Here is a 14,291-nt window from a genome sequence, read left to right as displayed (position 1 = left end):
TTATTTATAAAACAGGAAATTATAGAAATACCCTACCCTTAAAAATAGAAGATTCAAAAAAATTATCACCACACGAGCTTAGATTGTTTATAAATTTATTTTTTTCTTCTAAAAAAACAGGTCAAAACAAGGACGAAACAATTATTTTAGTCAGCCTTAAAATCACCTACTTCCTCTTTTTATGGCTAACGAAAAAAACTGGTTACAATATTATAAAAACAGCTTAACGGATAGTGAAAACCTAGCTATTGATATCAATAGAATTAAAAATTTATATCAAGAAAAAACTTGTTTTATTGGTAATGGAACCATTAGTGCCAAGCATGCTACAGAAATGTTAGATGCCGAAGAACGCAGGATAAACCGACTGAAAGGAATTAGTAAAAAAGACAGTAGTAATTGGAGAGAAATAACCGAAACCGAAATATTAATTGCTCCATTTTATTTAGAACATTTATCAGAAAACACTTCTTTTCAAAACAAAACCATTAGACCTTTTTGGATTCCTGCCAAAGTAAATCGTTCTGGGCAATTGTCTACTTCTAAAGAATTATTCCCTTTAATTGTTAGGAATTACTTAGCTCCTATTGCTGATGTTCAAAATGATTTTATTTTTTCGTCTACAGAAAACATTTTAGATGCAAGAGAAATAGAACAACCTTTTTCTGATGACGAAGAAACTGCTATTCCTTGGGATGAATATTGGGCTTATGCCAATCAGGTTTTTAAGAATATTACTTACAGAAATATTAGTAATTATAGAACTGAAGATTATCAAACAGTTCACGAAGTGATGTATTTTGCCACCAGTTCTAAAATAGCTACCGCAAAAAGTATTTTGTTTTTATATGATAATATTATCAATGAAGTTGAGGAACTTCCTTTGTTATCTAAAATTATCAACCCTGTAAATAGAGAACGTAAAAATGCCATTACAAATGATGGATTTTTAAGTTATAATCATTTTCATTCCGGGCAAATGTCTAATCAATTTCCTTTGTCTATTAGTCAACGTAAAACCTTGTTGTCTTATTTAACATCCGAAGAAAATGCAGTAACCGCTGTAAATGGACCTCCTGGAACTGGAAAAACTACTTTATTACAAAGTGTTGTAGCTACCGAATTTGTAAAATCTGCTATTATTGGAGAAGAGCCTCCTGTAATTTTAGCTTGTTCTAGTAACAACCAAGCGGTAACCAATATTATTGATAGTTTTATCAATTCAGAAAGTACCTTAAAAAGTTTATCTAATCGATGGATTCCAGATTTTAACGGTTATGCAACCTATTTGCCTTCTAATTCTAAAAGTCCAAAATCTTTAGTAAATATTAATTACTTAAAAGGAAACTTGTTTGGTCACGAAGGAACTTTATGCGATTTAGAAAATGAAAATTATATTGCTGATGCAGAAACTTTCTTTTTAAACAGATTTAGAGATTATTATGAGTTTGAACCAGAAACTTTAGAAGATGTTTATAACCATCTTCAGGAAGAAATTATATTGATAGATGATGAACTAAATAATGGAACACGCATTTGTAGTGATTACATCAATTCTATTGATAAAATCAACGAAATTCTGATTCATCCTAAAGACAAAATAGAAAAAGATAAAATCCATATTTTAAATTTAAAAGAATGGAGAAATCAAATAAACAAGCTAAAGTTAGCGGCTAAAAATGCTGATTTTATTGAACAGGTAAAAAAAGTTTTTAGTACCAATCCTCAAGACCCTCATCATCTTGAATATACTTTTTATGTAAGTGAAACAATTATTGCCGATGAAAAACTAGCATTGGAATTTGTAAAAGATTGTTTGGCCAATTTTAATTTGGCCATACAATCAAACATCAAATTAAACGATTGGAAACAAAGGAATAACATTAAAGGATACCCTTTTGTTTCTGAAGAACAAATGTGGGATTTTGAGTATGAAAAAATGAACGCTAGCACAAAAAAACATCAATATTTTTATGATGAATTAGACGTTAGTTTACGCCATAAAGCATTTTTATTAGCCACTCATTATTGGGAAGCCAGATGGTTAGAGGCTACAAAAGAAGCTTTAGAAAACGAAACAGAAAAAGGTACTGGAGAAAAAGCCATTAGTGAAAAATGGAGACGTAGAGCTATGCTAACGCCTTGCTTTGTTGCTACCTTTTATATGGCTCCTCCACATTTTATTTACAGTCAGTTCCAAGGAGAAAATCCAGAAGGAAAACCAATTTTTGAATACCTTCCGCTCTTTAATTTTATAGATTTATTAATTATTGATGAAGCAGGACAGGTAACTCCTGAAGTAAGTATTCCCCTATTTTCATTAGCTAAAAAAGCAATAGTCGTGGGAGATTTACAACAAATAGAACCTATTTGGTCCATCCCTACAAAAATTGATCAAGGGAATTTAGTCAACCAAAATATTATTACTCATTACGATCAAACAGAAGTTTTAAAAGAATTAGGTTTTTTAGCGTCAAACGGAAGCATCATGAAAATGGCTCAAAACGCTTGTGAATTTAAAACCATGTTGCCCACAGGTTCTCAGCCAGGAATGGTATTGTTAGAACATCGTAGGTGTAATGATGAAATTATTGGTTTTTGCAATGAGTTGGCTTATGGTGGAATATTAAAACCAATGAAGGGAACTGCTCCCGAGCATCAAATTTTCCCATCAATGTTGGCTTATCATATAGAAGGTGTTAGCGAACGCAGATACAATAGCAGATGTAACTTAAACGAAGTAAACGCCATTATTAAGTGGTTAAGACAAAACGAAGTTGCCATTCAAGAAGCTTATGAGGTAGAAACTATTGAAAAAGTTTTAGGAATAATTACGCCATTTGCCAGTCAAAAAAACGAATTATCTAAAGCTTTAATTGAGGCTGGGTACAATATTAACGACATCAAACTAGGAACAGTTCACGCTTTACAAGGAGCCGAAAGAGATATTGTTTTATTTAGTTCTGTTTATAGTAATTTAGATGAAGGAACTTTGTTTTTTGACAAAGATGACAAACCCAACATGTTAAATGTTGCGGTTTCTAGAGCCAAAGATAGTTTTATATTGTTTGGAGATACTAGAGTGTTTGATGAAAGTAAACAAACCCCTTCTGGAGTCTTAAAAAAACATTTGAGTGTTTTGGAAATGGCTTCTTTAAACTAAGCTTTTCATGATAAAATTATCTCAACTTATTTGATTATTTTTAATTCTTAGGTATATAAACAATAAACACAATGGCACACTTAACTTTTGCTAGAGTAATCCACATCCTTGCAGTAGTTTTATGGATTGGTGGAGTTTCTATGGTTACCACCGTAATAATTCCCGCTGTAAAAAGATTAAAGTCTAAAGAAGATCAAATCAAAACTTTTGAGGAGATTGAAGGACGTTTTTCTATACAAGCAAAAATCACCACTTTGCTTACCGGAATTACAGGGTTTTATATGCTTTATGAACTAAATGCTTGGAATCGTTTTTTAGATTATCGTTTTTGGTGGGTACATGCCATGACATTGGTTTGGATAATTTTTACAGTAATTATTTACATTTTAGAACCTTTATTACTGCACAAATTGTACAAGAAATATGCAAATGAAAATCCTGAAAAAACATTCAAAATTATTCACAGGGCTCATTGGGTTTTATTAATCTTAAGTCTCATCACTATTTTTGGTGCTGTAGCAGGAAGTCATGGTTGGTATTTTATTAAATAGCCCAATCTTAATTTATTTTGTATGTTAAAAATTCTTTTTCAAGACGATTATATTTTAGCTGTACACAAACCTAACAATATATTGGTTCATCATTCTGTAATGGCAAATAATCAACTAGAAGAAAAATCTTTGGTGCAGTTATTAAATGATGAGCTGGGTGCTAAATTTTATCCCATACATAGATTAGATAGAAAAACCTCTGGAATTATTTTATTTGCTAAAGAAAAAGAGTTTGTAAAATCTTTTCAGAATTTATTCATTAATAATCAAATTCAGAAAACATATTACGGATTGGTTCGTGGATTTATTCCCGAAGAAGGAAAAATAGATAGCCCTGTAAAAGGACGTGATGCCAATGTTCATAAAGAAGCGCTTACTTATTATAAACGCATCAAAACCTTTGAAGTTCCTATAAAAGTTGGACCTTATGATGTTTCTCGTTATAGCTTAGTAGAGCTTGAACCCAAAACCGGTCGTTTGCATCAATTGCGAATTCACATGAACAAAATTAGTCACCCTTTAATTGGTGATCCTAAATATGGTGATCGTTTTCACAACAGAATGTTTGAAGAAAAATTTAACAATCAAGCCATGTTTTTGCATGCCAAAACTTTAGCTTTTACAAACCCTTTTACCAATGAAAATCATTTACTAGAAACAGATTTTCCAGAAAATTGGAAAAGAGTCATAAACTTATTAGACGCTTAAATATTGATAAACAATTCCTATTACAATGGCTATTCCAAAACTTAACAAAGTCCCCACCAATATATATTCTGTTAATTTTCGGTCTTTGGCTTTGGTTAAATCGCCAAAACGAAATACAGATTTTGCTGCCAATAAAAAACCAATGGCTTGCCACTGATTTAGCACCACAAAAGTAAACACAAACAAACGTTCTAAAATCCCAATATATTTTCCTGCATTTTTTAAAGAACTATCCTCTTTACTTACTTCTTCTATTTCCTTATGCCATACGCTAAAAATTACTTTTAATACTATAGAAGTTACCGAGGTTAACAGCAATAAAGCAAATACTAATAATAAATTTTGCTCCGTAATAATTGTTTTCACATCAAACTTTAAATTGCCCCATTGTAGCGCAACCAAACCAATTACTATTAAATGTGCTATTTGATCTGCAAAAAACAACACTCTAGTATTTTTAATAGGTTTTAGTAATTTAATTCCATCTATTAGCAAATGAGAAATACTTATCAATATAACCGTCCACAAATATTTTGTTTGAAAACCAAAAGCGATTAACAACAACAAAGCATGAATTGCAGTGTGAATATATAAGTATTTTGAGGCAAACTTTTTCTTTTCTTTGTCTTTTACCCATTTACTAGACTGCAATACAAAATCGCCTAATACATGAGCAATTAGTAATTTTAACACTAACATAATTCACTAATTTTTTGTTTGTAAAATTGAATACAATCTAAAATTTCATCATATCCCGCTTTTTTTAAACTATAACTAACATTGCTCTGTTTTTTTTGTAAAGCTTTAGCAATCTCAATTTGTTTACTTTCTGGGTGTTCTAATTGCTGGGTTACAATTTCGGCCATGGCTGGTTTCCAATTATCCATGGTTAAGGTTGCCAAATTTAGCATAATGTTTAACGTTTTATCAAACGTTTTCCAAGGCGATTTTATGGCTAAAGTATTTTTCTTTAAACCATCAAAAGCTTCTCCTGCATGTATAAATGCAGCACCATTTGATGTAGTTACTTTTTCTGACCTATAACTAATTTCTCCAATACCAATACCAATTCTAATATCTAAATTGGGGGTTTGTTTAATAACTGATTTTAATAAAATAGCCAATTCTAACGCTTTTTTAGGCGCTGTTATAATTTGTATGCTATCTCCTCTAAATATTTCCCAAGTAGTATACTCCTCCCCTATATTTTGCAAAGTTTTTGTTAACGTTGTTAACCAAACCTCTGGAGAAACTTCTCTTGAATTGATAATATCTGCTGTAATTACTGCCTCCATCATATTATATGCTTTTTATCATATAAATACAAATATATGCTTTTTATCATATAAATAAGAATATATTCTATTTATCATATAATCGAAAATAGATATATGCAGAATCACTACACCTATGTAATGGTTATTTGCAGCTATAATTTAATTATTATGTTGCTACTATTTTTGTCTTTTGCTGGTTTATTTTTTATTCAAAAAGATGATGAAAACCCTATTTTTAGTCTTAATTTAAGAAGAAGAAAAACAATCATCACTTTGATAAAAATATTGCTGAGTATATCATTTTTCTTAGTATTAATGATGATGAATTAAAATTTAATCCTAAAACTAATATTAGGCATAAACCCTAAAGATTTTTGATTTACCTCAATGGTTTTATCGGTATTATTAGTATCTACTTCATAATATCTATTGATGATATTTTCTCTGTTAGTTAGATTTATCACTCCTAACGTTAAAGAATTTTTAATGGTATTAAACCAAGTAAAATGATATTTTATAGAAGCATCTAGCCTCATGAAATTTGGCAAATTTTCATCATTAGGCACATCGTAATTTACAACAGTATTATTTCCATTCTGAATAGTTTCTTTGCCCTCAATAGGTTTTGTATACGGTTGCCCCGATCTTAAAACCCCACCTAAAGACATTTCTAAATTTTCTAATAAATTATAATTAAAAGCCAAAGAAACAGAATGTTTTATATCTACATTATTAGGAAAAACAGAAGGAGTAAAACTTTTAAATTCATATTGATTTACACTATAAGTATAACTAAACCAAGTACTGTATTTATTACTTGTTTTATTGGCTAAAAACTCAATTCCTTTTACCTGATAATTCCCTGTAGCTCTTAGGTTTTGAAAACTATTGTAAAACCCTTGATTAGAAGCTGTAATACCATTAACAAACTTGTAAAAACCATCGGTGCTTAACACCCAATTATGTTGATGAAACTCTACACCCAAAGAACCTTGTTTACTTTTAGAAATTGGAATATTTTGATTGTTGGCTAAAATCCAACGTCTTTTTTCTACCCCTAAAAAATTGTCTTGAAAGTCGATTACCTGAGTAGCAGATTGATTTTTAAACTCTCCTTGAATTTTTACAGCAAATTGCTTGTTTAATGTTTGTCTAAAATTAAATCTAGGTTCTAAAATAAACTTGTTAAACTTCTGAAAGTAATTTGCTCTAAATCCAAGTCTAGCATAGGTACTTCCATTGTTAAATTCAATTTCACTAAACAATGCGTGGTTTAGTAAAACATCTTTTTTAGTTTTAGAATAAGAGGGAACATTTACTGTAGTTTGATTTAAAATTCCTGTTTCGCTAAATTGATATCCATTTAAAAGTGAAACATTTTTATGAATTTTATATGTTGTTTTCAACTTTAAACCTGTTTCAATCACCTCATTGGCTTGGGTTAATTTTTGATCAGATTCAATTTTATAATCTATTGCATCAATATTGTATTTAGAATAAAAAGCAACAATATCCGTTTTGAATTTATTTGTCCAAATGGCATTCCACTGAAACCCTGCTCCCAAATTTTGTTGTTGTAAATTATTGGTTCTAGAAATCGTTTCATTCTGCGTGTTGGTATCACTTTCTGTATAATCAAGGTGATTATAAATTCCAATAATATTAGCTCGTATTTTATGGTTTTGATTAACATCATACAACAGTTTGGCAGTATAATCATAAAAGTAAAAGTCTGAAGATTTATTACTTTCACTAATATTATCAGAACTGGTTAATTCGCTATTTTGAAAACTTCTTTTAAAATAAGTATCATAAGTTGGTGAGGTAAACACATCAGTAAAAGATCTTCTTCCAGAAACGTGGACAGCCAATTTTTTGTTGATGGGAATTTCTAAAAAAACATCTGTATTTAACAGGTTTACTCCCAATCCCCCATTAATTTCTTTGCCAATTTCATTTTTTGTAAACATGTTAATGATACTAGAAACCCCATCACTAAACTCGCTAGAAGTTCCGTTTTTAGTTACCACAACACTTTGGGTTAAATTAGGGTTATAAGCAGAAATCAATCCAAAAAAATGTCCTGCATGATACATTTTAATACCATCCCAAAGAATTAAATTTTGATCGTTACTACCACCTCTTACATTGATATTGGCAATACTTTCATTAACACTTTCTACCCCTGGTAAGGCTTGAATAGATTGTAAAATATCAGGTTCTGTAAGACCTGGTAATATCCCAAATTTTTCTGTATTTAAAACAGTACTACCATCAACTCGTTTTTGCAAACCGGTGGTTAAAAATTTAGAAATTAGTATTGGATTTAACATTTCTGCCTGCTCTATCAACACAATTTCTTGACAACTTCTTAAATCTTTTGCTTTTAAACTTAAGGTTTGATATCCTATATAAGAAATGTTTACATCTTCATTTATATCAACGTTTTCTATTAAAAACTCCCCATTTACATTGGTTACCACTCCCTTATTAGCCCTAGAAAGCATTAGGGTAGCACCCAACAAAGGTGCTTTATTTTGATTTGTTAAAACCCCACAAATGCTTACCTTTTTTTGCAAAGTAGATACCGTAATATAACGATCTGTTAAAAACTTAAAGTTTAATACGGTAGTCTTATTTAAAAAATCTATGACTTGGTTTAAAGTAAAATTTTTATTTGGTTGTGTAACCCAAACCCCATCTACATCTTCTACAGCATAAGAAAACTTAACATCAAACTTAGCCTCTAAATTAGGGAGTAGATAGATGAGCTGTATTCTTTCTTGCATTGAAATTGCAAAAGAAAAACAACCATAAGTAATACATAGAATTAAAAATAGTTTACTTTGTTTCATAGTTATAAAACTCAACTTTATTTCCTTGTATTTTATAACTTAATTTAAGCGGTATGGTTACCGATTGTAAAGCTATATTTTGGTTAGTATGTGTAAAACTTCCTGAGAATATTTTAGTTACATCCACGTTTTTAGCTTCTATTTTTATGTTGTATTGTATTTCTAATTCGTTTATTACTTGCCATAAAGGAACGTGATCAAAAGTAGTTTCTTTAGCCAACCACGAAGGATTTTCGGCATTAAAATCTTTTGTATCTATTACTTTTCCATCTATCACTCTAAAAGATTTACCAGGAGATAAAATTGTTTTTTTATCCTGATAAGTTACACTTACAGAACCTTCGTAACATTGCACCTCAAAATAACGTTCACGTTCTTTAACATTAAATTGTGTTCCCAAAACCTGAATGCTTCCCGCATCAGTAAACACTGTAAATGTATTTCCTTTGGTGACTTTAAAAAAGGCTTCTCCATCAAGCTCAAGTGTTCTGTTATTTTGCCATTCTTTTTTATTGTAATTTAATTCAGATTGCGCATTTAACACTACCTCTGAGTTATCTGGCAAAAAGAACGTTTCTGTTTGGGCTATTGTTGTATTATAAGATGCCGTATTGTTAAAAAAGAAAAAATACGATGCACCAAACAAGACTACTAAAATAGCCGCTATTTTTAAGAAGAACTGTGCGTTAAACGAAACCACTTTAACTTCTTTTTTATGAAAAGTTCTAGTTTTAAATTCCTCCAAAGCTTTTTCTGCATCTACTTTAGGCACTTCTATTTGCTTTGTATAGAAACTTGCTTTTTTAAGAGTTGAAAAATCTTCATCAGGATACTTTTGCTGTATCATTTCTGTAGAAATCTCACCATCAAACCATTTTAATATGTCGTTTTCTTTATTCATTTTCAATGCATTCTATAATTAAGACACCTATTTTATATATTACCCTATACTAATGTCTAAATATTTACTTTATTCATTTTACTGCGTAGAAATTTTAAGGCTAAAGACATTCTTTTCTCTACCGTTTTTTGAGATATTCCTAACAGCTCTGCTATTTCTCTATATTTTTTTCCCTCTATTCTATTTAACAAAAAAACTTCTCTTTGTTCTTCGCTTAAATCAGCAATGGTGTTCAATAATTTTTGTTTAAACTCCTCTTCTTCCAAAATATATTCTGGATTTAAATTCGTTTTGTCTATATAGGGAGATTCCTTTGCATAAGACATCACAACTTTTTGATGTCTAATCGTATTTAAGAATAAATTATTTACCGTTGTAAACAAATAGGTCTTTGCTTTTTCAAAATCAATCTTAGCACAATTTTCCCATATTTTAGCAAAAGCATCTTGTACCAAGTCTAAAGAGGCAGCATGATTTCCAGATTTATAAAAAGCAAAATTACTAGCGGCCTGAATATGTTTTATATAAAAGCTATTAAAATAAGATTCTTCGCAAAGTTTATGCTTGGGTTTATTCATAAATTCTCTTTATAATGTAGATTTGTACAAAAGTAGGAATTATAAACATACTTATAAACAACAGTATTTTAAGTATTTAACTTTTTAATTTAAAAAAATTAAAAAAACTATAGGGTAAATTTAAGCTTAAGAGTCTTAAATACAGAAAGGCGAAAAAATCGCTTTTATGTTTAACCTAAAAATAAGTATCAATGAAAACTTTAAAATTAATTACAGCTCTTATGTTTGTTTCCTTCTTAGGATTTATTTCTTGTCAAAAAGAAATTGATGAGGAAAACGGACAAAACCCAAATACAAACTCAGTAAATTCAGAAACAGCAAAAAACTTACAACGTACTGCAATGTACGATGGTAGTTTTGATGACTTTTTAGATGGAACTTCTTGCTCTTCTGTTTTATTTCCTGTAACTGTTTGGGTAAACAATCAAAAAATAATATTAACTAACAAAAACGATTATCAATTAGTATTAAATATTTTAGGCGAAGTGATTAATGACGAAGATACCATTACTTTTCAGTTCCCTATTAGTGTAAAACTAAGTAACTACACAGAAGTACAAGTAGAAAATCAAGCTGAATACAATGCTATTAAAGACACTTGTGAAGAGGCGGAGGCAGAAAAAGAAAATGCCATTAATTGTTTAAAAATGAATTACCCAATAAGTATTTTAACTTATAATATTAGCTTAGAACAAACTAGCACTACAGTTATAGAGTCTAATCAAGAGCTATATACTTATATGAGTAATTTTAATGAAGATGAAAAATTCTCTATCAAATATCCAATCTCAGCAACATTAAGTAATGATACTGAAGTAAACATTTCTAGCGATGCTGAATTTAAATCTCACATTTCTGATTGTTTAGGTGATGAAGATACTATGGATGATGCTCAAGAAGATGCAGAAACTTTAGAAAATATTTTAGTAGAAGGTACTTTTAGAGTACAATCATATATAAACGGAGGAGTAGATACCGCTAACACTTATGCAAATTATACTATTGACTTTGCAAACGATTTAACTTGTTCTGCTACAAACACCGCTAATGCATTGGCTGAAAAAGCAGAAGGTACATTTTCTGTAACTTCTGAAATGGAAGTATTTTTAACTTTAGAATTTTCTAGCGAAGCTAATTTTGAATTGTTAAATGATACTTGGACAGTAACCAACTACTCTAGCAGTAGTATAACTTTACAAAGTACTACCAACACTTCAACCGCATTGGTATTAAATCAAATTTAAAACCTAATTAATAAAGGTTACGTACATATAAAACAGCTGCTTTTTAAGTGGCTGTTTTTATAAACTATAAAAGATACCTGATGAAAACTTTTTACCTCATTTCCTTTTTATTGATTTCACTCCTATTTTCTTGTACTAAAGAAAATGAATCAGAGGTTAGCAATGGAATCAATCGTACTTTAAATCAAAAATCAACTGGGAGCTCTTCTAATGATTTACTTTCGGATGACAAGTACAAAAAGATGATTGTAGAATTAGTTTATGTTGATGGGTATAAACCTACACAAAATGCGATCAACAATTTTGTATCATTTTTAGAAAAGCGCACCTATAAACCAGAAGGAATTATAGTTGAAGAAAAAATGATTCCAAGTCCTGGAAAAAATCGCTATACTATTAATGACATCATTACTATTGAAGAAAACAACAGAACCCATTACAATACAGAAAAAGAAATTGCTGTATGGGCATATTTTACAGATGGAGAATCTGATAAAAACACCGATACAGGTACTGTATTAGGAACAGCTTACCGAAATACTTCCTTTGTTATATTTCAAAAAAACATTCAAAACTTAAGCAATAGTGCTTTTGAACCGAGTAGAGATGTTTTAGAAACCACAGTTATTACTCATGAATTTGGTCATATATTAGGTTTAACCAATTTAGGGGCAAGCTTACAAAGCCAACATGAAGACACAGAACATGCTAAACATTGTAACGTGGAGAGTTGTTTAATGTATTGGTCTGCAGAAACAGGTGATGGAATATCTAATTTATTTGGTAGTAATTCAGCTCCTACGCTAGATGCTCAATGCATCGCCGATTTACAAGCCAATGGAGGAAAATAATGTGAAAAATCATAGGGTAAAAAATAATTGAAGTGTCTTAAATATAGAAACAGAAGTATTCACTTTAAAAACATACCATTATGAAACTTTTAAAAAGAACATTATTAATTATTACCATAAGTTTAGCATCGACCTTACAAGCTCAAAACACAGAAAACGAAAACAAATCTAGTTTAGATAAAGAATCTTATTATCAAAAAAGAGCAAAAGAAGATGCTAAATACGAGCAAGAATTTAGCGCCAAAACCAAAGAAGAAGAAAAACAGTTTTGGAAAGATCAAAAAGCGTATGAAAAAAATCTAAAAAAGAAAGATAAAAAAGCATACAAAGCCTATATGCAAGGAAAGAAAGATGCTTATGCGGAACATTATAATGAATGTAATCACCATTGTCATCATAGTGATCATTATTACAGTCATGCATCTTTTTACTACTATAGATATAACGATTATTACTACGAAAGATCCCCTAGAAGCAGAAGTATTAATACCAATGTACGTGTAAATACCCCAAGTGTAAAACTAGGATTATTTTAAACTACACTCTAAATGTTAAAAAAAACGCCAATCATAAATTATGATTGGCGTTTTACATTATATGTTTTAAAAACTTAGTCTTTATGTAAAAATGCTTGCTTAGCTAACAATTCTTCTTCAGTCTCTACCACATCTTCATCAGGTACACAACAGTCTACTGGACAAACAGCTGCACATTGTGGCTCATCGTGGAATCCTTTACATTCTGTACATTTATCAGGTACAATGTAATAAACTTCATCAGAAATAGGCTCTTGCTCTTCATCAGCATTCCCATTATTTCCGTTAGGTAAAACAAAATCTCCTTCTAAAGAAGTACCTTCAGAATACTTCCATTCTTCAGCACCTTCATATATTGCATTATTAGGACACTCTGGTTCACAAGCTCCACAGTTAATACATTCGTCTGTTATTATAATTGCCATCGTTCTTTTTTCTTTAAATTTGTGCCACAAAAATAATACATTTTGTATTCATTCAAAACCCACAAACTAACTTATAATGAGTTTAGATAAGAGAAAACAAGCATTTATTACCTTAGGACATTTCCTTTCGCAATTTACAACATCTGGAATTGTTAAAAAAGAAGATGTTCCTTTTAATGATTTATTTTTTGATGCTTTTAGCATGCAAATAAAAAGAGCAGAAGAATACAACAGTTGGTTTACTCAAAACAATGTGTTATTTGCTATGGAAAGTTGGGCCAAAACACTAAGCCCTAAAAATATTGATCAATGGCTACAAGACTATAGTATTCCAGATCATACAGACAAAACCATTGCTGTTATTATGGCAGGAAACATTCCTTTGGTAGGTTTTCATGACTTTTTATGTGTCGCTATTTGTGGAAACAAAGTATTGGCTAAGTTGTCTTCAAACGATAAATATTTTATACCACTTATTGCAAAGTATTTAGAACATGTAGAACCAAGTTTTAAAGGAACTTTTACATTTACCGAAGAAAAACTTCAAAATTATGACGCTGTAATTGCTACAGGAAGCAATAATACCGCTCGTTATTTTGATTATTATTTTGGAAAACATCCACATATTATTAGAAAAAGTAGAAATTCAGTAGCGGTTTTAGATGGAAATGAAACACATGAGCAACTAGAAGCTTTAAGTGATGATATTTTTAGATACTACGGTTTAGGATGCAGAAATGTTTCTAAAATATTTGTCCCTAAAAACTACGATTTTGACAAACTTTTTAAAGCAGTTTATAAACATAGAGATATTGTTAAGTATACCAAATACGCTAATAATTACGACTACAACAAAGCGGTTTATTTAATGAGTTTATTTGATATTAAAGAGAATGGTTTTTTAATGTTAAAAGAAGATCAGAGCTACGCCTCTCCTATCGCTAGTTTATTCTATGAATATTATCATGATTTAGACAGTCTTAAAACCAAATTAAAAGAGGAATCAGATAAAATTCAATGTATCACTTCTGAGTTAAATATTAAAGATAGTGTAAAATTTGGGCAAACACAGGTGCCAAAATTGTGGAATTATGCTGATAACGTTGATACTGTTAAATTTTTAATAACATTATAAAAAAACGTTAAAAATAAATAGTTAAACGTAAAGGTAAAGCGAGTAGATTTTATAAATTTGTGCTTTC

At 30.1% G+C, this 14,291-nt stretch carries 14 protein-coding genes; 8 read left to right on the top strand and 6 right to left on the bottom strand.

Annotated features, from left to right (window positions below; all coding sequences use genetic code 11):
• The first annotated feature begins 181 nt into the window (after positions 1-181).
• The 3 genes from AXE80_RS05555 (at position 182) to AXE80_RS05545 (ending at position 4,422) form a co-directional block, all read left to right on the top strand.
• On the top strand, positions 182-3,163 hold the full coding sequence (locus AXE80_RS05555; protein WP_068825237.1) for a DEAD/DEAH box helicase: 2,982 nt from the start codon (positions 182-184) through the stop codon (positions 3,161-3,163).
• A 71-nt stretch (positions 3,164-3,234) separates the two neighbouring features.
• Entirely contained in the window at positions 3,235-3,714 is a 480-nt protein-coding gene (locus AXE80_RS05550; protein ID WP_068825235.1) for a hypothetical protein, read from the top strand.
• A 21-nt stretch (positions 3,715-3,735) separates the two neighbouring features.
• Positions 3,736-4,422: a pseudouridine synthase gene (locus AXE80_RS05545; protein ID WP_068825233.1), complete on the top strand. Its 687-nt coding sequence runs from the start codon at positions 3,736-3,738 to the stop codon at positions 4,420-4,422.
• Here AXE80_RS05545 and AXE80_RS05540 read toward each other — a convergent pair.
• Both AXE80_RS05540 and AXE80_RS05535 read right to left on the bottom strand, forming a co-directional pair.
• Positions 4,411-5,121: a DUF3307 domain-containing protein gene (locus AXE80_RS05540; protein WP_068825231.1), complete on the bottom strand. Its 711-nt coding sequence runs from the start codon at positions 5,119-5,121 to the stop codon at positions 4,411-4,413. The genes AXE80_RS05545 and AXE80_RS05540 overlap by 12 nt on opposite strands.
• Positions 5,115-5,720 (bottom strand): SatD family protein, encoded by a 606-nt coding sequence (locus tag AXE80_RS05535; protein WP_237340637.1) that lies wholly within the window; start codon positions 5,718-5,720, stop codon positions 5,115-5,117. The genes AXE80_RS05540 and AXE80_RS05535 overlap by 7 nt, the downstream gene beginning before the upstream one ends.
• Before the next feature lie 93 nt (positions 5,721-5,813).
• On the opposite strand from AXE80_RS05535, the gene AXE80_RS14350 reads away from it, so the two are divergent.
• The gene (locus AXE80_RS14350; RefSeq protein WP_157359351.1) at positions 5,814-6,029 is read left to right on the top strand and encodes a hypothetical protein; all 216 of its coding nucleotides are present in this window, start codon (positions 5,814-5,816) and stop codon (positions 6,027-6,029) included.
• Here the strand turns inward: AXE80_RS14350 and AXE80_RS05530 are convergent.
• Genes AXE80_RS05530 through AXE80_RS05520 form a run of 3 tightly spaced genes read right to left on the bottom strand, consistent with a single transcriptional unit; the run spans position 6,026 to position 10,033 of the window.
• A complete protein-coding gene (locus AXE80_RS05530) occupies positions 6,026-8,554 on the bottom strand; it encodes a TonB-dependent receptor plug domain-containing protein (protein ID WP_068825227.1) in 2,529 nt (842 codons plus the stop codon). The genes AXE80_RS14350 and AXE80_RS05530 overlap by 4 nt on opposite strands.
• Entirely contained in the window at positions 8,541-9,455 is a 915-nt protein-coding gene (locus AXE80_RS05525; RefSeq protein ID WP_068825225.1) for a FecR family protein, read from the bottom strand. Before AXE80_RS05525 ends, AXE80_RS05530 begins: the two co-directional genes overlap by 14 nt.
• A gap of 56 nt (positions 9,456-9,511) precedes the next feature.
• Positions 9,512-10,033: an RNA polymerase sigma factor gene (locus AXE80_RS05520; RefSeq protein ID WP_068825223.1), complete on the bottom strand. Its 522-nt coding sequence runs from the start codon at positions 10,031-10,033 to the stop codon at positions 9,512-9,514.
• Positions 10,034-10,224: 191 nt separating this feature from the next.
• Here AXE80_RS05520 and AXE80_RS05515 point away from each other — a divergent pair, with 191 nt between their 5' ends.
• The 3 genes from AXE80_RS05515 (at position 10,225) to AXE80_RS05505 (ending at position 12,664) form a co-directional block, all read left to right on the top strand.
• On the top strand, positions 10,225-11,277 hold the full coding sequence (locus AXE80_RS05515; protein ID WP_068825221.1) for a hypothetical protein: 1,053 nt from the start codon (positions 10,225-10,227) through the stop codon (positions 11,275-11,277).
• Positions 11,278-11,357: 80 nt separating this feature from the next.
• Positions 11,358-12,128, top strand: a complete 771-nt coding sequence (locus tag AXE80_RS05510) for a zinc metalloprotease (protein ID WP_068825219.1) — start codon at positions 11,358-11,360, stop codon at positions 12,126-12,128.
• A gap of 80 nt (positions 12,129-12,208) precedes the next feature.
• A complete protein-coding gene (locus AXE80_RS05505; RefSeq protein ID WP_068825218.1) occupies positions 12,209-12,664 on the top strand; it encodes a hypothetical protein in 456 nt (151 codons plus the stop codon).
• 74 nt (positions 12,665-12,738) lie between these two features.
• Here AXE80_RS05505 and AXE80_RS05500 read toward each other — a convergent pair whose 3' ends face one another.
• Entirely contained in the window at positions 12,739-13,089 is a 351-nt protein-coding gene (locus AXE80_RS05500) for a 4Fe-4S dicluster domain-containing protein (RefSeq protein WP_068825216.1), read from the bottom strand.
• A gap of 76 nt (positions 13,090-13,165) precedes the next feature.
• Here AXE80_RS05500 and AXE80_RS05495 point away from each other — a divergent pair, with 76 nt between their 5' ends.
• The gene (locus AXE80_RS05495; protein ID WP_068825214.1) at positions 13,166-14,224 is read left to right on the top strand and encodes an acyl-CoA reductase; all 1,059 of its coding nucleotides are present in this window, start codon (positions 13,166-13,168) and stop codon (positions 14,222-14,224) included.
• The last annotated feature ends 67 nt before the right edge of the window (positions 14,225-14,291 follow it).

The organism is Wenyingzhuangia fucanilytica, from assembly GCF_001697185.1.
Lineage (GTDB): Bacteria > Bacteroidota > Bacteroidia > Flavobacteriales > Flavobacteriaceae > Wenyingzhuangia > Wenyingzhuangia fucanilytica.
The sequence above is the reverse complement of the archived record's forward strand: the minus strand, read 5'-3'. Positions and strand labels throughout refer to the sequence as shown.

Bases quoted from the DNA above. Each gene is read 5' to 3' on its own strand.
- AXE80_RS05555 (WP_068825237.1), top strand. From the start codon at position 182: ATGGCTAACGAAAAAAACTGGTTACAATATTATAAAAACAGCTTAACG.
- AXE80_RS05550 (WP_068825235.1), top strand. From the start codon at position 3,235: ATGGCACACTTAACTTTTGCTAGAGTAATCCACATCCTTGCAGTAGTT.
- AXE80_RS05545 (WP_068825233.1), top strand. From the start codon at position 3,736: ATGTTAAAAATTCTTTTTCAAGACGATTATATTTTAGCTGTACACAAA.
- AXE80_RS05540 (WP_068825231.1), bottom strand. From the start codon at position 5,121: ATGTTAGTGTTAAAATTACTAATTGCTCATGTATTAGGCGATTTTGTA.
- AXE80_RS05535 (WP_237340637.1), bottom strand. From the start codon at position 5,720: ATGATGGAGGCAGTAATTACAGCAGATATTATCAATTCAAGAGAAGTT.
- AXE80_RS14350 (WP_157359351.1), top strand. From the start codon at position 5,814: ATGCAGAATCACTACACCTATGTAATGGTTATTTGCAGCTATAATTTA.
- AXE80_RS05530 (WP_068825227.1), bottom strand. From the start codon at position 8,554: ATGAAACAAAGTAAACTATTTTTAATTCTATGTATTACTTATGGTTGT.
- AXE80_RS05525 (WP_068825225.1), bottom strand. From the start codon at position 9,455: ATGAATAAAGAAAACGACATATTAAAATGGTTTGATGGTGAGATTTCT.
- AXE80_RS05520 (WP_068825223.1), bottom strand. From the start codon at position 10,033: ATGAATAAACCCAAGCATAAACTTTGCGAAGAATCTTATTTTAATAGC.
- AXE80_RS05515 (WP_068825221.1), top strand. From the start codon at position 10,225: ATGAAAACTTTAAAATTAATTACAGCTCTTATGTTTGTTTCCTTCTTA.
- AXE80_RS05510 (WP_068825219.1), top strand. From the start codon at position 11,358: ATGAAAACTTTTTACCTCATTTCCTTTTTATTGATTTCACTCCTATTT.
- AXE80_RS05505 (WP_068825218.1), top strand. From the start codon at position 12,209: ATGAAACTTTTAAAAAGAACATTATTAATTATTACCATAAGTTTAGCA.
- AXE80_RS05500 (WP_068825216.1), bottom strand. From the start codon at position 13,089: ATGGCAATTATAATAACAGACGAATGTATTAACTGTGGAGCTTGTGAA.
- AXE80_RS05495 (WP_068825214.1), top strand. From the start codon at position 13,166: ATGAGTTTAGATAAGAGAAAACAAGCATTTATTACCTTAGGACATTTC.